The 21161-nt window shown below is 69.6% G+C and carries 19 protein-coding genes, 1 tRNA gene and 3 pseudogenes; 12 read left to right on the plus strand and 11 right to left on the minus strand.

Annotated elements, in window-relative coordinates:
• The first annotated feature begins 12 nt into the window (after positions 1-12).
• Entirely contained in the window at positions 13-774 is a 762-nt protein-coding gene (locus ACM6LR_RS09555) for a TetR/AcrR family transcriptional regulator (protein WP_414939054.1), read from the plus strand.
• Between the two features lie 221 nt (positions 775-995).
• On the opposite strand, the gene ACM6LR_RS09560 is transcribed toward ACM6LR_RS09555, so the two are convergent.
• Positions 996-2018, minus strand: a complete 1023-nt coding sequence (locus ACM6LR_RS09560; protein ID WP_414939053.1) for a hypothetical protein — start codon at positions 2016-2018, stop codon at positions 996-998.
• 83 nt (positions 2019-2101) lie between these two features.
• Here ACM6LR_RS09560 and ACM6LR_RS09565 point away from each other — a divergent pair, with 83 nt between their 5' ends.
• The 3 genes from ACM6LR_RS09565 to ACM6LR_RS09575 all read left to right on the plus strand — a co-directional run bounded on the left by ACM6LR_RS09565 (position 2102) and on the right by ACM6LR_RS09575 (position 4945).
• Positions 2102-3235, plus strand: a complete 1134-nt coding sequence (locus ACM6LR_RS09565; RefSeq protein WP_414939052.1) for a glycosyltransferase — start codon at positions 2102-2104, stop codon at positions 3233-3235.
• Entirely contained in the window at positions 3232-4464 is a 1233-nt protein-coding gene (locus ACM6LR_RS09570; RefSeq protein WP_414939051.1) for an RNA polymerase sigma factor, read from the plus strand. Before ACM6LR_RS09565 ends, ACM6LR_RS09570 begins: the two co-directional genes overlap by 4 nt.
• Before the next feature lie 211 nt (positions 4465-4675).
• Complete coding sequence (locus tag ACM6LR_RS09575) at positions 4676-4945, plus strand: hypothetical protein (protein WP_414943594.1); 270 nt, start codon at positions 4676-4678, stop codon at positions 4943-4945.
• Between the two features lie 33 nt (positions 4946-4978).
• Here the strand turns inward: ACM6LR_RS09575 and ACM6LR_RS09580 are convergent, their stop codons facing one another.
• Complete coding sequence (locus ACM6LR_RS09580; protein ID WP_414943595.1) at positions 4979-5470, minus strand: DUF1772 domain-containing protein; 492 nt, start codon at positions 5468-5470, stop codon at positions 4979-4981.
• 32 nt (positions 5471-5502) lie between these two features.
• Complete coding sequence (locus ACM6LR_RS09585; protein ID WP_414939048.1) at positions 5503-6330, minus strand: NmrA family transcriptional regulator; 828 nt, start codon at positions 6328-6330, stop codon at positions 5503-5505.
• A gap of 81 nt (positions 6331-6411) precedes the next feature.
• Here ACM6LR_RS09585 and ACM6LR_RS09590 point away from each other — a divergent pair, with 81 nt between their 5' ends.
• Positions 6412-7350, plus strand: a complete 939-nt coding sequence (locus tag ACM6LR_RS09590) for an AraC family transcriptional regulator (RefSeq protein ID WP_414939047.1) — start codon at positions 6412-6414, stop codon at positions 7348-7350.
• Here ACM6LR_RS09590 and ACM6LR_RS09595 read toward each other — a convergent pair.
• Positions 7329-8282, minus strand: coding sequence for a helix-turn-helix transcriptional regulator (locus ACM6LR_RS09595; protein ID WP_414943596.1), 954 nt, complete (start codon positions 8280-8282; stop codon positions 7329-7331). The two genes, ACM6LR_RS09590 and ACM6LR_RS09595, sit on opposite strands and share 22 nt — an antisense overlap.
• Before the next feature lie 72 nt (positions 8283-8354).
• Complete coding sequence (locus ACM6LR_RS09600) at positions 8355-9158, minus strand: pentapeptide repeat-containing protein (RefSeq protein ID WP_414939045.1); 804 nt, start codon at positions 9156-9158, stop codon at positions 8355-8357.
• 269 nt (positions 9159-9427) lie between these two features.
• Here ACM6LR_RS09600 and ACM6LR_RS09605 point away from each other — a divergent pair, with 269 nt between their 5' ends.
• The gene (locus ACM6LR_RS09605) at positions 9428-10609 is read left to right on the plus strand and encodes a S8 family peptidase (protein WP_414939044.1); all 1182 of its coding nucleotides are present in this window, start codon (positions 9428-9430) and stop codon (positions 10607-10609) included.
• A 183-nt stretch (positions 10610-10792) separates the two neighbouring features.
• Here the strand turns inward: ACM6LR_RS09605 and ACM6LR_RS09610 are convergent, their stop codons facing one another.
• On the minus strand, positions 10793-11620 hold the full coding sequence (locus tag ACM6LR_RS09610; RefSeq protein ID WP_414939158.1) for an SGNH/GDSL hydrolase family protein: 828 nt from the start codon (positions 11618-11620) through the stop codon (positions 10793-10795).
• A gap of 164 nt (positions 11621-11784) precedes the next feature.
• On the opposite strand from ACM6LR_RS09610, the gene ACM6LR_RS09615 reads away from it, so the two are divergent.
• Positions 11785-13008 (plus strand): helix-turn-helix domain-containing protein, encoded by a 1224-nt coding sequence (locus ACM6LR_RS09615; RefSeq protein ID WP_414939043.1) that lies wholly within the window; start codon positions 11785-11787, stop codon positions 13006-13008.
• Here ACM6LR_RS09615 and ACM6LR_RS09620 read toward each other — a convergent pair.
• Entirely contained in the window at positions 12967-13812 is an 846-nt protein-coding gene (locus tag ACM6LR_RS09620; RefSeq protein ID WP_414939042.1) for a helix-turn-helix transcriptional regulator, read from the minus strand. The genes ACM6LR_RS09615 and ACM6LR_RS09620 overlap by 42 nt on opposite strands.
• Positions 13813-13898: 86 nt before the next feature.
• Here ACM6LR_RS09620 and ACM6LR_RS09625 point away from each other — a divergent pair, with 86 nt between their 5' ends.
• Positions 13899-14675 (plus strand): SDR family NAD(P)-dependent oxidoreductase, encoded by a 777-nt coding sequence (locus ACM6LR_RS09625; RefSeq protein WP_414939041.1) that lies wholly within the window; start codon positions 13899-13901, stop codon positions 14673-14675.
• Here the strand turns inward: ACM6LR_RS09625 and ACM6LR_RS09630 are convergent.
• Complete coding sequence (locus tag ACM6LR_RS09630; RefSeq protein ID WP_414943597.1) at positions 14672-15469, minus strand: alpha/beta hydrolase family protein; 798 nt, start codon at positions 15467-15469, stop codon at positions 14672-14674. The two genes, ACM6LR_RS09625 and ACM6LR_RS09630, sit on opposite strands and share 4 nt — an antisense overlap.
• Positions 15470-16002: 533 nt before the next feature.
• Positions 16003-16072: transfer RNA gene (locus ACM6LR_RS09635), tRNA-Gln, on the minus strand.
• A gap of 323 nt (positions 16073-16395) precedes the next feature.
• Here ACM6LR_RS09635 and ACM6LR_RS09640 point away from each other — a divergent pair.
• Positions 16396-16673 (plus strand): annotated as a pseudogene (locus tag ACM6LR_RS09640) (DUF1080 domain-containing protein); the annotation flags it as partial.
• A gap of 11 nt (positions 16674-16684) precedes the next feature.
• On the opposite strand, the pseudogene ACM6LR_RS09645 reads toward ACM6LR_RS09640, so the two are convergent.
• Positions 16685-17422 (minus strand): annotated as a pseudogene (locus tag ACM6LR_RS09645) (dienelactone hydrolase family protein); the annotation flags it as partial.
• Between the two features lie 153 nt (positions 17423-17575).
• Complete coding sequence (locus ACM6LR_RS09650) at positions 17576-18334, minus strand: MBL fold metallo-hydrolase (protein ID WP_414939039.1); 759 nt, start codon at positions 18332-18334, stop codon at positions 17576-17578.
• Positions 18335-18442: 108 nt separating this feature from the next.
• On the opposite strand from ACM6LR_RS09650, the gene ACM6LR_RS09655 reads away from it, so the two are divergent.
• From ACM6LR_RS09655 to ACM6LR_RS09665, 3 genes and pseudogenes are all read left to right on the plus strand, one after another.
• A complete protein-coding gene (locus ACM6LR_RS09655) occupies positions 18443-19036 on the plus strand; it encodes a CGNR zinc finger domain-containing protein (protein WP_414939038.1) in 594 nt (197 codons plus the stop codon).
• Between the two features lie 612 nt (positions 19037-19648).
• Positions 19649-21094, plus strand: a complete 1446-nt coding sequence (gene rox, locus ACM6LR_RS09660) for a rifampin monooxygenase (protein WP_414943598.1) — start codon at positions 19649-19651, stop codon at positions 21092-21094.
• Positions 21091-21144: pseudogene (locus ACM6LR_RS09665) on the plus strand (hypothetical protein); the annotation flags it as partial. The gene rox and the pseudogene ACM6LR_RS09665, both read left to right, overlap by 4 nt.
• Positions 21145-21161 lie beyond the last annotated feature (17 nt).

The following is a 21161-nucleotide window of genomic DNA, read 5'->3' on the forward strand; positions in this document are numbered from 1 at the left end:
GAGAGAAGCGGGATGAGCGACGCGGACCACACCGGGACGGGCGATCCACGGCGGACCATCGAACTGCTCTGGGGTGTGCGGGAAAAGCCTCGCCGCGGCCCCAAGCCGAAGCTCACGGTCGAGGGGATCGTCACCGCCGCGATCGAACTCGCGGACGCGGAGGGGATCGCCGCGCTGTCGGTGCGCCGCGGCGCGGAACGGCTCGGGGTCTCCCCCATGGCCATCTACACCTACATCCCCAGCCGTGCCGAACTCCTCGACCTGATGATGGACCGGGTACACGGCGAGCTGACCGACCCGCCGCCGAGCCACGACTGGCGGGTCACCGTGACGATCCTCGCCGAGGACGCCTGGGAGATGTACCACCGGCATCCGTGGCTGCTCCAGCTCACCACCAGCCGCCTCCCCCTCGGCCCGAACACTTTCGCCAAACACGAACGCGAACTGGGCGCCGTCGACGCGATCGGGCTCACCGATCTGGAGATGGACGCCGTGGTGGCGATGGTCAACGGGTTCGTCCAGGGCATCGCACGCGGATCGGTCGAATCGGCGAGCCTCGTGCGGCGGTCCGGGCTGACGGACCTGGAGTGGTGGACGGCCAGCGCCCCGGTGCTCGCGGAGATCCCGGAGGCCGACGCGGGACTGTTCCCGCTGGCGGCACGGATCGGCCAGGCGGCCGGGGCGGCGCACGGTGCCGCGAGCGCGCCCCTGCACACCTTCCGGTTCGGGCTGGCACGGATCCTGGACGGGGTCGAGCAGCTGCTGCCCTCATGAGCGGCGATTCAGGTTCCCGGCCGGATCGCCACTCATGAGGGCAGCGAGTTGGTGGTTTCGCGTGACTGAGGGGACGACACGTGTGATCAGACGGACGACACGCGTGACTGGACGGACGACACGCGGACGCAGCCGGTCCCGCCGCGAGTCGTCCCTTCGAGCACACGTGCCGCCCGACGGCAGGTATTCGAGACACGATTGGCTCTGACCCGAATCGCCACTTACGAGGCCGGCGGCTCCTCGGCCACAGGAGCTTCCTCCACGACGGCCGCCGGGCGGGCGAGTTCGGCCAGCTGCCGCACGACGTCGTCGTACCGCGCTTGATCCGCGACCGCACGGGCCTGCGCGCGCTCCAGTTCCTCACCCAGCGCCGCCGCCCGCGCCTCGGCCAGGCTGCGGACGGTGTGCTCCCGCGCCAGCTCGCCCCGGACGCGATCCAGCTCGCCCCGGAGGCCGGCGGATTCCTCCCGTGCGGCGGCGCAGTCCTTTTCGGACACCGTCACCCGGGCTTTCGCCTCGTCGAGCCGGTCCAGCAAGGCTTCGAGTTCGGCCACCGCGCGTGCCAGCGCCGTGTCCCGTTCGCCCAGATCCGCGGTCAGCCGCGTTTTGTCGTCCCGGACGGCCGCGAAGTCCTCCCGCAGCGTCCGGAGATCGGAGACCAGCGCGTCGCGGGCGCGTTCGGCCGCGACGGTCGCGGCTTCCGCGGCGCCTCGGGCTCGTTCGTGGGCGGCGACCTCGGTCCACGAACGCTGGCGGGTCTCCTCCGCGTCCTTCAAGGCCTGTTCGGCGGTGCGTTCCGCTTTGGCCTTGGCCATCTTGTCGTCCCGGGACGCGGCCAGCGCCGTCGCACGGGCGGCGTCGGCCTTCGCCGCAGCCTGCTGGGCGTCCTCGGCCTCGCGCCGTGCTGTGGCCGCCTCGGTCTCGGCTTCGGTGACCCGGCCCAGCGCCGCCCCGGCGGCGTCGTCGAACCGGGCGCGCATCGTGTCCAGCAGCTCCACGAGCGACGCCGCCGCCGGGGTGAACTCGTCGGCGATCCGGCGGACCTCGAGCAGCGGATCGGCCACACTCGCCACCGCGGCCGCCCGCCGGGCCCGCGACGCGGCGTCGGCGTGCGTCTTACCGCAGTAGGCCGAAGGCCGGCCGCCCTTGCGTTTCCCCTCGGCGTCCACCGCGGGCGGGGGCAAGGGATTCTCGCAGCCTTCCAACGCGCACAGCCGGACTTCGTCGGCGTCCGTATCGATCACCGCAGCAGGGTAGCGCTGCCCCGTGGGGTGGGAAGCGGGCAACGCCGGGAAGAACCGTAGGTCCCGCCGATAGGGTCGACCACGTGCGTATCCTGTTCAGCTTCGCCGGCGGCAACGGCCACTTCCGGCCGCTTCTCCCGATCGCCCGCGCGCTCGCCGCCGCGGGTCACACGATCGCGTTCACCGGCGAGCCGCTGATGGTCCCCATCGTCGAGGCGGCCGGATTCACCGCCTTCCCGTCGGGCCCCAACCTCGGCGGCGAGGGCGACCGGCACCCGCTGCTCCCCGTCGACCGGGAGCGTGAGGACGCCGACCTCCGCGACGGTTTCGTCCGCCGCACCGCGCCCCGGCGCGCGGAGGACATCTCGACACTCTGCGAGGACTGGGCACCGGATCTGCTCGTGTGCGACGAAGCCGACCACGGCTCGATGATCGTCGCGGAGAAGCTCGGTCTTCCCCACGCGACCGTCCTGGTCACCGCCGCCGGTGCCCTCATCCGCCCCGATCTGGTCGACGCCGCGCTCAACGAGGTCCGTGCCGACCACGGGCTTCCCCCGCAACGGAACCTGGAGATGGCCTACCGCCATCTCGTGCTCTCCCCGTTCCCCGCGAGCTTCCGCGATCCCCGCTTCCCGTTGCCACCGACCGCGCAGTCCTTCCACGCACCCGTTCCCGGCCGCGGCCCGGTGCCGGGCTGGCACGTCGAGGGACGGCCGACGCTCTATTTCACCCTCGGCACGATTTTCAACACCGAGTCCGGCGATCTGTTCGGCCGGGTGCTGGCCGGCCTGCGGGAGGTCGACGCGACCTGCGTGGTGACCGTCGGGAATCTCATCGACCCGGCGGAGTTCGGCCCTCAGCCGGACCACATCCACCTCGCGAAGTACCTGCCGCAGGACGACGTCCTCCCGTACTGCGACGCGGTCCTCACCCACGGCGGCTCGGGCAGCCTGCTCGGCGCGATCGCGCACGGACTGCCGATGGTCCTGCTGCCGATGGGCGCCGACCAGCCCCACAACGGCGACCGCGTCACCGAACTCGGGCTCGGCGTGGTCCTCGACGTCATCGAGGCGACACCGGGCGACATCCGGGACGCCGTGTCCTCCGTACTGCGGGAACCGGCCTACCGGGAGACGGCCAGGCGACTGCGGGATGAGGTCGCCGCGTACCCACCACCGGAGAAGACCGTTCCGCTGCTCGAAGGGCTGCTCCGATGACCGCCGAACTCGACGCCGCGATCACCCAGGCGTTCCGGGAGGAGTCGGGGCAGGTGATCGCCACCCTGATCCGGGTCACCGGCGACTGGGATCTGGCCGAGGAGTGTGTCCAGGAGGCGTTCGCGCTCGCGCTGCGCACCTGGCCCCGCGACGGCATCCCGGCGAAACCCGGTGCCTGGCTGACCACCACCGCCCGCAATCGCGCCACCGACCGGATCCGGCGGGAGGCCGTCGGCGCGGAGAAGCTGCGAGAAGCCGCCGAACTGACCGCGGCCGCCGAGCCGGAGTGGGACGAGAGCGGCGTCCGCGACGACAGGCTCCGCCTGATCTTCACCTGCTGCCACCCCGCCCTGCCGATGGAAGGCCAGGTCGCGCTCGCGCTGCGGACCCTGGCCGGGCTCACCACCGCCGAGATCGCCCGCGCGTTCCTAGTCTCCGAGGCGACGATGTCGCAGCGCCTGGTCCGGGTGAAACGGAAGATCCGCACCGCGGGCATCCCGTACCGCGTTCCGCCGTCGAATCTGCTGCCCGAACGCACGTCCGCCGTGCTGGGAATGCTGTACCTGCTGTTCAACGAGGGTTACTCGGCCAGTGCGGGCACCGATCTGCTGCGGCCCGACCTGTCCGCGGAGGCCATCCGCCTGGCCAGGGTCCTCGCCGACCTCATGTCCGGCGAACCGGAAGTCCTCGGGCTGCTGGCGCTGCTGCTCCTGCACGACGCCCGCCGGGCCACCCGGGTCGACGGCGAGGGCACCCTTGTTTCGCTCGAAGACCAGGACCGTGGCGGCTGGAACGCCGCCGAGATCGGCGAGGGCGCCGAACTGCTGGAGACCGCGCTCCGTCGCGGAGTGCCGGGGCAGTACCAGATCCAAGCCGCCATCGCCGCCTGTCACGCGACGGCGGCCCGCGCCTCCGACACCGACTGGGCCCAGATCGCGGCCCTCTACGGGGAGTTGCTGCGTTTCGTGCCCTCGCCGGTCGTCGAACTGAACCGCGCGGTCGCCGTCGCCATGGCCGAAGGTCCCGAGGCCGGGCTGGAACTGGTCGACAAGCTCACTGCGGACGGCAACCTCCCCGGCTATCACCTGCTTCCCGCGACCCGCGCGGACTTCCTCCGGCGTCTCGACCGGTTCGCCGACGCCGCCGAGGCCTACCGCGAGGCGCTCGCGCTCACCGGCACCGACGCCGAGCGCGCCTACCTGTCGGGGAAACTCGCCGAAATCTCCTGACGCCGTTCGTGGGTGGGCGACAAGTCCCGAAAACCGTTACCGGCAGCGGTCCGGTGCTGCCGTGCGTTCCCGGCGGTGCAGCCGATTCCGGCATGTTCGCCCCGCTCGCCGAGCACCACACGGTGATCACCTACGACCCGCGCGGGATCTCCCGCAGCGCCTGCTCGGCAGCGGGAGCGAGGAACCGCCGGTTTCGAGCGGCCGGAAGGCGGTGTCCCGGCCGGAGATGGCGAAGAACTTCGAGTTCTTCATCGTGCATCTGATGAAGGCGATCGGGAGTTTCACCCCCGGACTACGAGCGCTGAAGGCGTCGAGGACGCGGATTGTCGTCGGTGTCGGGGAGACCTCGGCCGCGCAGCTCGTGCACGAGGCCGCTGTCCTGGCCGCCGGTCTTCTCGGGGTGAGCCAACCTACTTCCCCGGTGACCATGGCGGTTTCGCCGCCGACTATGAACGGACCTTTCCTGACACATTTTTGTTAGGAAAGGTCCGTTCATCACACGCGCGGTGGCGGATCAGGCGCGGACGTGCACGATCAACCCGCCCACCAGAGCACCGAAGCCGCCGATCGCGGCCAGGGTCCGGACCAGGTTCCACCGTTCCCAGACGCCCTCGAACTTTGCCCGCAGCGCCTCGAAGTCGGTGTTGTTCCCGTCGAAGCCCGCTTCGAGCGCGTTGTTCAGCGGCACGTTGATCGCCATGGTCACGATCAGCATCACCAGCAGCAGCACGAACCCCGCGATGAGCCACGGCAGCGCGGACCGCAGCTCCGATCGGAAGTGCAGCGCCGCCGCCGCCGCGGCGAGCAGTGGCGCACCGCCGAAGCTCAGTGCGAACCAGCCGTTGAGGATCGCGATGTTGATCTCCCGCATCCCCGTCACGTACGTCCGGGCGTCGGCCCGTGCCAGTCCCGGCATGACCGAGCATGTGTAGGCGTAGAACAAGCCCGCGATCAACCCCGCCGCGATGACGGCCGCGATCAGGACGATTCCGCTCAGCGTCGACATTCCTGTCGCCTCCCTTCCGATCCCCGCTCGTCTCATCGATTCCAGACCCCAGTGGCCGCGGCCTTCGCCGCGTACTCGGAGAAGTCCCTCGCGGGCCTGCCCAGCACCTTCTCGACGTCACCGGTGAGTGATTCGTTCCGGCCGTCGAGCACCCGCGTGAACAAGTCGGTCAGGCCTTCGATCTCTTCCTCCGGCACGCCCTGCTCGGCCGCGCCCGCGGCGAACTCCGCCGCGGAAACCGGAACGTACCGGACATCCTGCCCCGCAGCCTTACTGATTTCCGCCGCCGCGTCCGCGAAACCCAGCAACCGGGGCCCCGTCAGCTCGTACACCTGGCCGTCGTGCCCGTCGGTGGTCAGTGCGGTCACCACGACGTCGACGATGTCCTCGACGTCGATGAAGGGTTCGGTCACCTGCCCGGCGGGTAGCACGATCTCGCCGGCGAGCACCGGTTCCAGCAGGAAGTGCTCGCTGAAGTTCTGGGCGAACCAGCTGGCCCGCACGACCGTCCACTCGGCACCGGAGTCACGCACACCCTGTTCGCTGACCACGGCTTCCTCCTCGCCGCGGCCGGACAGCAGCACCAGCCGACGGACGCCGTGTTCCACGGCCAGCTTCGAGAAGTCGCGGATCGCCTCGGCGGCGCCGGGGAAGGCGAGGTCGGGGTAGTAGGTCAGGTAGGCCGCGCTGATGCCGGTGACCGCGGCCGTCCAGGTCGATCGGTCGTCCCAGTCGAACGCGGGCCGCGAGGCCTTCCGGACCTCGATCCCCCGGTCGGTCAGTTGCTGCGCCACGCGGCGCCCGGTCTTGCCCGTCGCTCCGAGGACCAGCACCGTCTCGTTGTTCTTCGTGTTTGTCATGGCCTTAGTTAAGCGCCCCGAGATGAGACGGAACATAGTTCAGAGGCTCTCTTCCATGTTTCATCGTCTACACTTCGCGGCATGGATCCTCTCGCTGGACTACTCGACGGACCCCGTGCGCGTGGCGCGTTCCTGCTGAAGTCGGTCATGACCCCGCCGTGGTCACTGCGCGTCGCAGACGAGGCACCGCTGACGGTGATGGCCCAGGTTCGCGGCGAGTCCTGGGTCGTGCCCGATCACGGGGACGCCGTCCGTCTCGGCACCGGCGACATCGCCATCGCCCGTGGCCCGGATCCGTATGTCGTCGCCGATGATCCGGCCACACCGCCGCAGGCGATGATCCTGCCGGGGCAGGAATGTCTGACCCCGGACGGGCAGCACCTCACCGAACTGTCCGACTTCGGCGTCCGCACCTGGGGCAGCGACCCGGATGGCCCCGTCGTGCTGCTCACCGGCACGTACCCGCTCGAAGGCGAGATCAGCAAACGGCTCCTCAACGCGCTGCCGTCGCTGCTCGTCGTGCGGGACGAGGAGTGGGAGAATCCGCTCGTGCCGCTGCTCGCCGGGGAGATCGTCAAGGACACGCCGGGCCAGGAAGCCGTCCTGGACCGGGTGCTCGACCTGCTCCTGGTCGCCGCGCTGCGGACCTGGTTCGACCGGCCCGGCGCCGCGGCGCCCACCTGGTACCGCGCCCACCGCGACCCCGTCGTCGGGCGGGCACTGAAACTGTTGCAGCACAAACCTTCCGAGCCGTGGACGGTGGCGTCTCTCGCGGCCGACACCGGTGTCTCCCGTGCCGCGTTCGCCCGGCGGTTCACCGCCGCGGTTGGCGAACCGCCGATGGCCTATCTCGCGGGCTGGCGCATCGCACTCGCCGCGGATCTGCTGCGCCAGCACCCCGACGTCACGATCGGCGCGGTCGCACGGCAGGTCGGCTACGGCAGTTCGTTCGCGCTCAGCACCGCGTTCAAACGCGAGCACGGCATCAGCCCTCAGGGTTACCGCACTGCTGTCGCGTAGCGCTCGACCAGTTCCGCGCCGATCCGCGCGAGTTCTGCCTGCACCGACGGCGGGCCCAGCACCTCGATCATCGAGCCCCAGCCCGCGAGTTGCTGGGCGATCATCCACGCCACCGGTGCCGACACCGTCACTCGCACGCGCCCGTCGTCGAGCGTCTCCTCCACAATGGACTGGCGCCCGAAGTGGTCCTGCAGAATCGGCAGGTGCCGCTCGGCGATGAGCACGGTCGCGTCCAGCCCCGACCGGCGTCGCTCGACCTGGTCGACCACCTGCTCCCACGCCCGCGACAACTCGAAGTCGTCCGGCCGCCCGGCGGGCAGGTCACTCACCTCGGCGTCGGAGATGCGATCGACCCGGAAGGTGCGCTGACCCTTCTCGGTGCCCGCGATGAGGTACCAGACGTCGTCCTTGTCCACGAGTCCCCACGGATCCACGACCCGCTCGACCGGTTCCGCGCCCCTCTTCGCGTAACCGAAGCGGACTTTGCGACGACGGACGATGCCCGCCTGCAGCACGGTGAGCAGTTCGGGCCGTTCCTTCTCCCGCTCGCCCCATCGCGACGGGTCGATGACGACCGCGTCCGCGGCGGCCTGTGCATCGGCGCGAAAGGTATCCGGCAAGGCCCGGACCAGCTTCCGCAGCGCGGATTTGACCTCGGGCGAGATCGACGCCGCCGGCCCGGCGAGCAGGAACAACGCCTGCGCTTCCGACGCCGACAGTCCACTGAGGTCGGTCCGAGCGCCGCCGATCAGCGACCATCCACCGCCTCGTCCCGGCTGCGGGTAGACCGGCACACCCGCCGCCGACAGCGCTTCGAGGTCGCGCCGGGCCGTGGCGACCGAGATCTCGAGTTCGTCGGCCAGCTCGGAAGCCGTGACACGGCCACGAGCCTGCATCAGCAGGAGGGTGGCCACCAGGCGATCGGCACGCATGGGCCCAGTCTCGCAGTCAAACCGCTCATCCGATGCACACTTTTCCGCGCAGCGGACATCGTCCACAAAGGATCACCAGTGAGCGGGGTGTGAGAGCGACTCCGGCAGCTTCGTCGTCGTGTCACCCTTCGCCGCGTCCAACTGCGACTGGATGAGGAAGAGGGCCTCCCGGAAATCGGCGCCACGGAGGTCGGCGTCGCGCAGGTCCACTCCGATGACGTCGGCCTGTCGCAGATCGGCGCCACGCAGGTCCGCGCCGATCAGGTAAGCCCCGCGAAGAAGCGCGCCGCGCAGATTCGAGCCCTTGAGCTTCGCGCCGATGAGGTCGGCGCCACGCCGGTCCTTCTTCTTGCCCGGCACATCGGCGCGGGCGAGTTCGCTCGCCCGCAGCAGCAGGCCGTTCACCGCGCCCCGGTGCGCGTGGACGTCCAGTTCCCGCAGTACGCCGGGCGGCTGCAGCGTCATCGCCTCGGTCTGGTCGATGAGCGCCGCCAGGTCGTCGCGGATCGTCGCGGACGTCGGCAGGGCGGCCGCTTCGGTGAGGTAGTAGAGCAGTTCCTGCAGGTCCCGCATCACCGGGAAGACCGCGAACATCGACTTCGCCGTCTTCGGCGCTTTCCGCCAGTCCTCGCCGTCGAAGGTGATCTGGGAGACCTTCTGGCCCGCGCCGAAGCAGTCGTAGACCGTGCAGCCGGTGAAGCCCGTCTTGCGGAGCTTGTCGTGGATGCCGCACCGGGAGTCCTCGCGCAGGTTCGGGCACGCCTGTCCGGCCGGTTTGGTGATCGCGAAATCGGCTGACGCCGCGAAGGCCGGGACGACACAGCACAGACCGAAGCAGTTCTCGCAGTCGGCTCGCAGGCTCGAAGTGACAGGCACGGTGGTTCGGACTCCAGATGCTCGGCAGGTGTTCCGTCCACAGCGTACGGAGGGGGCGACGTGCACTTTCCGTGCAGGGCACCCGCCGCCAATGGCCGTCAGACGAAGGTCGGGTCCTGCCCCATTCAGTCGATATCGGCCATGTCAAACGCTCAATAACCTCGATCTTCGTGGGATTCGGCAGGTGCCGTCCCATGCGGTCGAGCTGGACCGCTTTCCGCCGCTGTGGTCTTGACCGGCCGGTCCCCTGCGAATGACAGGACGAACACATGCGAGAGATGAGACAAGCGCGTTGGCTGTGCCGTGCCGGATTGGCGAGCGCGGTCGCAGTGGCGATCAGCGTGACCGCCGCTCCCGCGCAGGCCGCTGAGGGACAGATCCTCGCCGCGGGAGCCCCCGAAGCGATCCCGAACAGCTACATCGTCACGCTGAAGGATGCCGGCGTCGTGGGCGCGCTGGCCAGTCGCTTCGGCGCGAAGGTGGAGCAGGTCTACAGCAGCTCGCTCAAGGGCTTCTCCGCGACCCTGTCGGAGAGACAGGCCAAGCGCCTCGCCGCCGACCCCTCAGTGGTGTCCGTCGAACAGAACCAGGTCGTCCACGCGGACGCGACGCAGGTCAACCCGCCGTCCTGGGGTCTCGACCGCGTCGACCAGCGCAACCTCCCGCTGGACCAGCGCTACAGCTACACCTCGACCGGCGCGGGCGTGAACGTCTACGTCATCGACACCGGCGTGCGGATCAGCCACCAGACCTTCGGCGGCCGCGCCCGCAACGGGTACGACTTCGTCGACAACGACGCCGTCGCCCAGGACGGCAACGGCCACGGCACCCACGTCGCCGGCACCATCGCCGGTTCGCAGTACGGCATCGCCAAGGGCGCCACGATCTACGGCGTCCGCGTGCTCAACAACTCCGGCAGCGGCACCACCGCCGGTGTCATCGGCGGCATCGACTGGGTCACCAAGAACCACGTCAAGCCCGCCGCGGCCAACATGAGCCTCGGCGGCGGCGCCTCCACCACCCTCGACGACGCCGTCCGCCGGTCGATCGCCGCGGGCGTCACCTACGGCGTGGCCGCCGGGAATTCCAACGCGAACGCGTCCGGCTTCTCCCCCGCCCGCGTGACCCAGGCGATCACCGTCGGCTCGACCACCAACACCGACGCGCGGTCCAGCTTCTCCAACTACGGCAGCCTGGTGGACATCTTCGCGCCGGGCACGAGCATCACGTCGTCGTGGCACACCAGCGACACCGCGACGAACACCATCAGCGGCACCTCGATGGCGACCCCGCACGTGGTCGGCGTCGCGGCCCGTTTCCTGCAGAACAACAAGACCGCCACGCCCGCACAGGTGGCCACCGCCCTGATCAACGCGGCCACCCCGAACAAGGTGACCAACCCGGGCTCCGGTTCCCCGAACCGGCTCCTGTACTGGGCGCCGACCGCCTGATCACCAGCTCGTGAGTGGTGCGGACCGGCATCGGCCTGTCCGCTGGCTTCGATCCACGCCCAGATTGGTCAACCCCGGATGGGCCGAGTGGGGAAGTTCCGGGACGTTGAACGTCCCGGAACTTCCCCACTCAGCCGTGCCGGGGCCGTCGATGTCACACGTGGGTAGGCGAGTAGCGGTTGGCTACAGCACCTTGCGGATGCTCGGCACCACGGCCGCGAGTCCGGCGGCGTTCGGGTGCAGCGGCGCGAAGCTGTTGTTCACCACCGACGGGATCAGTCCTTCGATCCATTTGACGCCGATCGGCTGACAGGCGTCATGACCGATGCTCGGCGTCCGGATGTCGACGTACTTCGCGCCGTGCGCCGCGGACTGCTCGGCCATCCGCGCGTTGAGCCGGTCGATGTTGGCCTGGATGTAGTCGGCGTCCTGCGGCAGCACCGGGACGACCGGCCAGCAGCCACCGGGCTTGATCCCGGTCGGGTAGCCGACCATGACGATCTTCGCCTGCGGGGCGCGCTGACGGATGGTCTCGATGACCGTGCCGTAGGTCGCGGCGAAGGCGTCGATCTTGTTCGCGTACTTGTCCACGCCACCCGCGGTGTTGGCCGCCTTGCACGACGCGCCCACCGGAAGCAGGTTCACGCACGACGTGGCGAGCCCGACCAGTCCGATGTCGTTGCCGCCGATGCCGACGGTCACCAGTGTCGTGTCGGCCGAGAGCGCGTCGTACTGCGGCGGGTTGGTGCCGGAGATGATGCCCTTCTGCGGGTTGGGGAAGTTCGCCGTGGTCGCGGCGCCGCAGGTGACGTCACGCAGTTCGTCGACCTTGAGCTGCTTCGCCAGCAGGCCCGCGTAGTTGATCGCGGACCGCGCGCAGGTGAGCAGATCGGACTGCGGCAGGACGACGGAGCCCGCGGAGAACGAGTCCCCCATGGCGACGTACACCTGGCGTTCCGCCGCGAGGGCAGGTGTCCCGATTCCGACGAGGGTCAGCGCGGTGCCCGCCACCGCGGCGCTACGAACGAATCTTCTCCAGCGAGAACGTGTCACTGCCGCCTCCTGCATGCGTCGTCGAATGCCGCGAACAGCGTCCGCCGGATGGTGGGTGACTCACTAGATTCCAGCCGCGCGTTCTTGTCCGGAGTTTTGTAGGTTACCTCTATGTTGTCGCTATGACTACGCCGTCGGCGCAACCGTGGCGACGGCTGGACGCCTCGGTGCTGACCCGGCTGGAGCCGGACACCGCCGCGATCGCGTCCGCCGCGATGGACCAGGTCCGCGCCGGGTTGCGGACGCCGCTGGACGATCGCACCGCGGCGAACCTCCACCTCACCCTCGACGTCGCACTGGACGCCTTCTTCAGCGAGACCGGCCATCCCGACATCACCACCGACCGCGAGGTCTACCGCGCACAAGGCAGGGCCCAGCACACCGCGGGCCGCAGCCTGGAGGAGATGCTCGGCTTCTACCAGTCGGCCGCGCTGGGTGTTTGGCGGCAGCTCACCTCGGCGGCGCCCGCCGTGGATCTGCCGACCCAGGCGATCGTCGAGCTCGGCGAGGCACTTTTCGCCTTCATCGCGGAACTTTCCGCCGCGGCCGCCGACGGATACGCCGAAGCGCGGTCACAGGCGGCGCGGGCCGGGCAAGCGCGGCGGGACCGGCTCCTCGGCCTCCTGCTCACCGAACCGGCGCCCACCCGCGACGTGCTCGACGACGCGGCGAGCCAGGCCGCGTGGGTGTTGCCCGGCCGTCTCGTCGTGGCCGTCACCAATGCCGATGTCGCGCCGCAGTTGCTCGACCGGATGCCGGGACGGGTGCTGATCGGCCGCCACCACGACCTCACGGCCGTCGTCATGCCCGCCGACCGGTTCGAGTGGTACCTCGCCAGGCTGCGTGACCTGCTCGGCCACGAGCAGGCGGGGGTCGGCCCGGTGGTGCCGCTTCGCTCGGCCGCGCTCAGCGCCCGCCGGGCGAGTGCGCTGTGGCGGCTGACCCGCACCGGCGCGCTCGGCGGCAGCGCCCTCGTCCACACCACAGATCACCGCATCGACCTGTTGCTGACCGCCGATCCCGAACTCGCCGCCGAGTTCGCGAAGGACGTCCTCGCGCCACTGGCCGGTCTGCCCGAACCGGCGCGGCAACGGCTCACCGCCACCCTCGCCGCGTGGCTCGCGCGCCCTGACCAGCCGCAGGCGATCGGCGGCGAACTGCACGTCCACGTCCAGACCGTTCGATACCGGATCCGGCAGTTGCGGACACTGTTCGGTGGCACGGTCGACGATCCGGCCGGCCGGTTCGCGCTGGCGATCGCGCTGCGCGTCGATCCACTGGTATCGAGGGAACCTACAAAACGTTCAGCGCGGGACGTCCATCCGCTGCGTCCCGACGACCGATAGCAACCGCAACGCCTCTTCCGACCGGCTGCCGGGTTCGGCGGTGTAGATCACGACCTGCTGGTCGCGGTCGCTGATGTCGAGGACGTCGGAGTTCACCGACACCGGGCCCACCATCGGATGCTGGAAGGTCTTGCACAGGGTGGGCGCGGCACACACGTCGTGCGCGGCCCAGAGCCGGGCGAACACGTCGCTACCGTCGAGGAGTTCGCTGATCAGTCCGGTGACTTCGGGATCGTCGGGATAGCGGCCGGCGGTGGCCCGCAGGTTCCGGACCGCGCTCGCGGAGAATTCGTCGACGTCGGACACCCCGTACATCCGTCGCTCCGATGTTCCGAGGAACGCGCGCCGGACAAGGTTGCGATCGCGGCGTGGCAGCGCGGAGAAGTCCTCCATCAGGGCCGCGGCGAGGTCGTTCCAGGCGATGACCTCGTAGGTCGCGGACAGCACGATCGCCGCGGCCTGCGGAAGACGTCGCAACAACGCGAGAATGCTCGGGCGGACCTCACGGGACGGTCCCGGCGGCGGACCGGGCGGGGCGCCCGCGAGGTGATGCAGGTGATCGCGTTCCGCGTCCGACAGTCGCAGCGCCCTGGTCAGCCCCGCCAGGACCTCGCGGGAAGGCTGAGGACCGCGGGCCTGCTCCAGCCGCGTGTAGTACTCGGTCGAGATGAACGCCAGCTGCGCCACCTCCTCGCGGCGCAGTCCCGGTGTGCGGCGGCGCGGCCCGGCGGGCAGGCCCACGTCGGCGGGGGTGATCCGCTCACGCCTGCTGCGCAGGAAGTCGCCCAGTTGTCGTCTGTCCACCCCTCCAGTGTGGACGATGGCGGCGCGGCAGTCAGGTACCGGCGATGCCTGGATAAGACCCTCGGTGCCGGTGAACTCTCGGAGGCATGACCAACACAACTGTTTCGGGCCTGCTGGACGGCAAGGTCGCTTTCATCACCGGCGCCGGGCGAGGGATCGGTGCCGCTGCGGCGCGGCTGTTCGCCAGGGAAGGCGCCAAGGTCGTGCTCGCCGCCCGTACCGAGCTCCAGCTGAAGACCGTGGCCGAGGAGATCCGCGCGGCGGGCGGCATCGCGGACCACGTGGTGTGCGACTTGGGTGACGCGGCGAGCGTGCGCGCGGCCGTCGACCGTGCCGTGGAACTGCACGGCAGGCTCGACGTCGCGTTCAACAACGGCGCGACGAACGTGCCGCCCGGCCCGATGGACCAGGTGACCGAGGCCGATTTCGACCACATCTACGCGGTCAACCTCAAAGGCCCGTGGCTGGCGATGCTCGCCGAGATCGCCGCGATCCGGGCCACCGCGGGAACCGGCGCCATCGTCAACAACACCAGCGTCGGCAGCCTGATGGCCAACCCGGACCTTCCCGCGTACGGCGCGATGAAGCGAGGCGTCAACAGCCTCACCGCTTCGGCCGCCGTCACCTATGGCCCGGAAGGGATCCGCATCAACGCCGTCGCCCCCGGCACGACGATGACCGAGATGTTCACCGAGTGGGCCGAGGCCTCTCCTGGCATCCTGGAGCAGCTCAACGCCCAGACCCCGTTGGGACGAGTGGCCGAGCCGGAGGAGGTCGCGGAGGCGGCCGCGTGGCTGCTGAGTGACCGTTCCTCTTACGTGACCGGCACGGTCCTGCGGGTGGACGGCGGCATGGTGAGCTAGCCCGTTCGCGCGAGGTGGCGCCGGAACCAGGCGGTGAGCCCGGCGTCCACCTCGCGAGCCGACGGCAGCTGCGGCGCGGGCTCGATGCCGGGCTCCTCGGCCAGCGGATGTTCCAGCCCGGGAATCGACAGCAGCTCGGACCGGTCCCCCATCGCCTCGGCGAGCCGGATCGCGTCGGCGCGGAGATCCGGGTGGTCCCGCTCGCCGCTGACGATTAGCAACGGCGCCCGCTCGGCGAGGACGTCCGCCTTGGGAACGAAGTCCAGGCTGTCGACGGCCTTCTCGGACTCAGTGTCATAGAGGTAGTCGCCGGGGAACAGGTCGACGACCGACCGCATCCGGACAGCGGCGTTCACGATGGCGCCGGCGAAGACCGGGATCTCGGTGTCAGCGAGAACCCGCAACGCGACAGCACCGCCCAGTGAGCCGCCGAGCACTCCGATCGGGCCGTCGTCGACCGGCAGCTGTGCCCGGAGCGAGGCCAGCGCGGCCGGGAACTCCTCGGTCGCCTGCCGAACGAACGGGTGCAGTAAGGACATCAGGACGTCCTCGCGCATCAGCGCCAGGCCGGCGTCCATGCTGCCGTCGACCATCCGCGCCCCGCACATCGGCATCCCGAGGTGCACCCGCCACGCGGGCAGACCGTGCATCGGCAGCGCGGCGGCGAACGCCGCGTCAGACCTCGGCGCGTCCAGCATGTGCCAGGTGACGATCAGCGGCGTGTTCTCGTCGCCGTCCGGTGGTAACGCGGTGAACGGCACTCCGGCAGCCGTGCCCGTGATCGGTGAGTTCATGCGGCCACGGTAGGGGGGCGACCGCCTGCGGATCGCCGGTATCGCCACCGGCGAAATCCGGCGCTCCCTGGCGAACCTGGTTTTCGAGGTGATACGCGATACGCTAAACCAGTAACGCGTCCGCTTAACGCGTAACTTCGGGCGAGGCGAGATACCGTGATAATGCCCCTTATGACTGAGCATCGACGGAGTACCTATAGATGGGGCTCGTTCGGCCGTCGCGCTCGATCAGATTGGGCACGAAAAGTGGGTAGGTCGTTTCGCGAAGGCGCTCGTTGAGAACCAAGAATCACCGGGGTAGAGGACACCCGGTCGTCGCATTTCGGCGCTCAGCGGCTTGCGCTTCGGGCACCGGAGGCGGGGTGGTCACGACAGTCAACTGGTCGGTGACGCCGCAGGACTCAGCGTCGCCGCGGTGGAGAAGCTGGTGCCCGAGTAAGACGGGTTCGCCGGGATCGCGCAACAAGGTGTGAAGGTTCGCTGGGCGTTGTTGAGGCTGGTCTAGTTCGCAGGCGTATGGCACGACCTGTCGGCTCCCGGTCCAGGTTCGAACCTGGACCGACGGGTCCAAAGTCCGTCGTGCTGCCGCTACACCCACCGGGATCGGGCGTGCTGCTCCCCCAGGATTTGAACCTGGACTGGACGCGTCCTTCGGGGGGAAGACCAAACGTGTCGCGCAGAGGCGCGGGACCGCCGGCGTCCTCCGATGTCGGCACAGTCCCCACGTCACCGGCCCGGTCATGACCTCAGAGCCGAAGGCTCCTTCGCCGCATCAGACGCGGCGAAGCGAACCTTCACCCCACCACCAGCCCCGCCCACGAGCACGACACGTGTGACCTTCCCCCTCTATAAGCGCGTTTGGGCTACAGGGGCGTCGGGAGTGCGGTTCCGGGGAGTCGAACCCCGACTGTCCTGGCCCGACCGGCTACACGAAGAAGGCGCCGGACGTGAACGCGGCGACCGCGCCGGGCAAGTGGCAGACCTACGACATCAGGTTCCGCGCGGCGCGCTATGACTCGAAGGCATCAAGGGCGCCGACGCGCGGGTGAGCCTGTGGTGGAACGGGGAGCGGGTGCACGACGACGTAGCGATCGACGGCAAGACCGGGGCCGGTCGCCCGGAGAGTCCGCCGCCTGCCCCGATCCGGTTGCAGGACCACGGCGATCCCGGGGCGAACCCGGGGTTCCGCAACGTCTGGATCGAGTGGCTCCAGGTGAGGGTGCGGCCGAGGAGGTCGAGCAGCCGGTCCCAGTGGCGCCGGGATCCCTCGGGGTCGAAGGCGTCGGTGTCGGACATGGTGAAGCCGTGGACGGTTCCGGGGTAGATCTCGCAGGTGTAGCCGACGCCGGCGGTGTCGAACGCCTGGCTGATCTCGGTGATGGCCCCGGTTGTCATGTCGTTCTCGGCGAGTCCGAGGTGGACTTGGGCGGTGAGTTTCGGAACCTGTCGGTGTGGGCTGTCGGTCGCGTCGGTGACCAGGGCGCCGGGGTGGAATCCGGCGACGGCTGCCACCTGGTCGGGGTGGGCGGTCGCGGTGCGCATCGCGAGGACGGCGCCCATGCAGTAGCCGATCGCGGCGACGGGACCGGAGCGGACCTCGGGCTGGGTGGTGAGGAATCGGAGGTAGGCGTCGGCGTCGCGCAGGGCGTGTTCGGTGGTGTGCGCCTCGATCAAGGGCATGATCTGGCCGAAGATCCCGGGCCGGTTTTCGGCCGTGACGTGCTCGGGAAGGTCGAACACCGGTGCCGGGCGGTGCCGGTAGAAGACGTTGGGGACGAGGACGTAGTAGCCGTGCTCGGCGAGTTCGGTGGCCATCTCATGGAGGACAGGGCGCGGCCCGAAGGCATCCGGGTAGAGGAGAACGCCCGGATACGGCCCGTCACCGTCGGGGAAGGCGGCGAAAGCGTCGGCCTGACCGTCCGGGGTGGGGATCTGCGGTGTCACGGTGGGAATGGCGGTACTTCCTTTCTTGCTACCGGGACGGCGCGACGCGGAGGTGCGCGCGTTCGCCTTACTGCCCGATGAGGCTCAGGTACTCGACGGGACCGGCGCCGGTGGCGCCGAACCAGTGCGGGGTGCGGATGTCGAACTCCGCGGCTTTCAGCGTCAGCCGAACTGCAGCCGATCCGCCAGACCGGCGGCCGTGAACGCGGCCACCACGTCGTCACGGCCTTCGGTGAAGTGGTCCCAGCTGTCGATGTGCACGGGAATGACCGTGCGGGCACCGAGGATCTTCGTCGCCTCCACGGCCAGGGCACTGTCGAGGACGAGCAGGGCGCCGTCGAAAACCGGCTTCAGTCGCGGGGCCCCGGCGAAGAGCACGGTGGCGTCAACCGGGCCGAACCGGTCGGCGACCTGCTGGACGGCGTCGAGCGAGGCGTTGTCGCCGCTGACGTAGACGGTCGGCAGATCCCGTGCGGTGAGCACGAAGCCTACGACGTCGCCGGTGACCTTCTCCGCCCCTTCCGGACCGTGGAGCGCGGGCGCGGCGGTCACGGTCACCGCTCCCCCGTCCGGCCGGGTCAGTTCGACCGCTTCCCAGGTCTCCAGCCCTTTCGCGGTGCCGCCCAGCCGTCCCGCTCCACTGGGCGTGGTGAGTGTCAATGGCACGTCGGCCAGCAGTGCCCGGCCGGAGTGATCGAGGTTGTCGGGGTGCTCGTCGTGGGACAGCAGGACGGCGTCGACGTGGCCGAGGTCGGTGGGCTTCGCCGAAGCCGGGGCCGTCTTGGTCAGGCCGGGCCTGCCGTCAGGCTCCCCGTAGTAGCCGGGCTCGTCGAAGGTCGGATCGGTCAGGAACCGCAAGCCGCCGTAGTGGATCAGCGCGGTCGGCCCGCCGAAGACCTGGACGGAGAACTGTTCGCTCATCTTCCACCTCACGGATAATCCTAATTCTTTCCGTGAGTGACGCTAGCGTTTCCTCACGGAAAAGTGCAATAGTTTCCGTGAGGACTGAGTGGCACTTACGATGAGGACGTGGACGACACCGCCGGTACCGACCTGCCGCCCGCGCCGGGTGCGGAGCAGTACGTCGCGCTCGCCCTCGCCAACACCGCGATCGCACTGCCCGGCGGGCAGTGCGTCGATCTCCTCGGCACCCCGGCCGCCGTGACGGACTGGCTGGTCGACCAAGGACTCGCGCCGATCGACGCCGGTCTGCGGGAGATGTGCGCGTCGCTGGTCCGCTCACTGCGTGAGCAAGTGCGGATACTGCTCGCCTCGCGGTCCTGCTCGCAACCGGCTCCGCAGAGCGCCCTCAACGCCGTCAACGATGCACTGAGCAAAGTCCCCACGGCGGAACTCCTGCATTGGGACCCGATCCGAGGGCTGTACCGCGCCGCGTCGCATCCGATCACCCAGATCGTCGAGCACGCGTTGGCGACGCTCGCCGCCAACGCCGCGGACCTGCTCACCGGGCCGGACGCCGAGCGGATCGCAGCCTGTGGGTCGGCTCCCTGCAGCCGGTTCTTCCTGCGCAACGGACGGCGCCAGTGGTGCTCGGTCCGGTGTGGTGACCGGGCCCGCGCCGCCCGCGCCTACGCCCGGCGCTCCCAGCACGAACCGGTCTGAGCACCAGCTCGTCCGGCTCGACGACGCGATTCCGTTGAGCCGCGCCTACCGGTAGGACGTCACCATTCCCCCTTCACCAGCGCCTACCCGAGCGCGGACTGCTGGACATCCCGATCATTGTGCCCGGAGGCGATCGAGCAGCCCACGCCGATTTCGCCGCTCCGGATACCACGTCGGGCAGGCGCGAGAAGCGGCCGGTTACGGTGCCGGTCAGGAGCGCTGATCACGAGAATCCAGCGGCGGAAGCGCGAGATTCGGCGAGGTCTCGGGCCACGCCTGCGGTGCCGGGCCGAACGCCCGCCGGGCAGCCCGGACGGCCAGGGCGGCCACAGTGGCGTTGGCACAGTGGCGTTGGCACCGCCGCCGATCATCGCTCCGATCCCGAACGGGCGCTCCGGTTCCCCGTCCGCGAACACGTGCGTCGTCAAGAACGACCTACAGAGCCCCATCTCCGACATGTTCGACGCGGGTCACACCATCCGGACATGGCAAAGGCAGGGAGATCGACTCTCCCCGCCACCTCCAACATATAGCGCATCATGGGGCTTGCGGCAAGACCCCTGTCGTACCGCAGAATCTCCCGCCGTAGCCACGAGAACACAGGGGGAACTCTTGATCGACGTGATCATCGCCGGTGGCGGTCCGACCGGCATGATGCTGGGCGCCGAACTGCGACTGCACGGTGTGCGGGTGGTCGTCCTGGAGAGGGAGCCGGAACCGACCAAGGTCGTCCGCTCGCTGGGCCTGCACGCGCGCAGCATCGAGGTGATGGACCAGCGAGGCATGCTGGAGCGATTCCTGGAGCACGGCAAGCAGGCTCCGATCACGGGGTACTTCGCGGGCATCGTCAAACCGGCCTCGTCGCTGGACAGCGCTCACGCCTACGTTCTCGGTATCCCCCAGACCATCACCGACCGGCTGCTGATCGAACACGCCGCCGAGGCCGGTGTCGAGATCCGGCGCGCTCGCGAAGTGACCGGGCTGAGCCAGGACGAAGACGGGGTGGAGGTCGAACTGGCCGACGGAACACGGCTGCGCTCGCGTTACCTCGTCGGCTGCGACGGCGGCCGCAGCACGGTGCGGAAACTCCTCGGCGTCGATTTCCCTGGCGAGCCGACCACTGTCGAGACACTGCTCGGTGAGATGGAACTGACCGCAGACCCGGAAACCGTGGTCGCGGTGATGACCGAAGTCCGCAAGACCCAGTTGCGCTTCGGCGCAGGTCCGATCGGGGACGGGGTGTACCGGGTCGTCGTGCCCGCCGACGGCGTGAGCGAAGATCCCCGGGTCCCGCCGTCGTTCGACGAGGTCAAACGTCAGCTCGTCGCCACCGCCGGGACCGACTTCGGCGCGCATTCCCCACGCTGGCTCTCCCGCTTCGGCGACGCGACCCGGCTGGCCGAGCGCTACCGGGTCGGCCGCGTGTTCCTGGCGGGCGACGCCGCGCACGTCCACCCACCCGTCGGCGGGCAAGGACTCAACCTCGGCATCCAGGACGCCTTCAACCTCGGCTGGAAGCTGGCCGCCACGGTCGACGGCTGGGCACCGGATGACCTGCTGGACACCTACCACTCCGAACGCCATCCGGTGGCCGACGGCGTACTGAACAACACCCGCGCGCAGATGCTGCTGATGTCACTCGATCCGGGCGCCCAGGCTGTGCGGCGGCTGCTGTCGGAGCTGATGGACTTCGAGGAGGTGAACCGGTACCTGACCGAGAAAATCATCGCGACCGGAATCCACTACGACTTCGGTGACGGGCACGAACTGCTCGGCCGCCGGATGCGGGACCTCGAACTCGAGCAGGGGCATCTCTACGGCCTCATGCACGGCGGCCGCGGCCTGCTGCTCGACCGGACCGGCAGGCTTTCGGTGCGGGACTGGGGAGACCGGGTCGACCACGTCGTCGACGTCGGCAAAGAGCTGGATGTACCCGCCGTGCTGCTGCGGCCGGACGGTCACGTGGCATGGGCCGGCGAAGACCAGCAGGAGCTGCTCGGAGCGCTGCGCCGGTGGTTCGGGGAGGCCGAAGTCCTCTGCCAAGACAGGGGTCGATGACCACGATCGGACGGGTGGCGCACTTCGAGATCCCGTTCCACGACGGCGAGCGGGCACGCGGCTTCTA

The sequence above is a fragment of the Amycolatopsis sp. cmx-11-32 genome, assembly GCF_047608695.1.
GTDB lineage: Bacteria > Actinomycetota > Actinomycetes > Mycobacteriales > Pseudonocardiaceae > Amycolatopsis.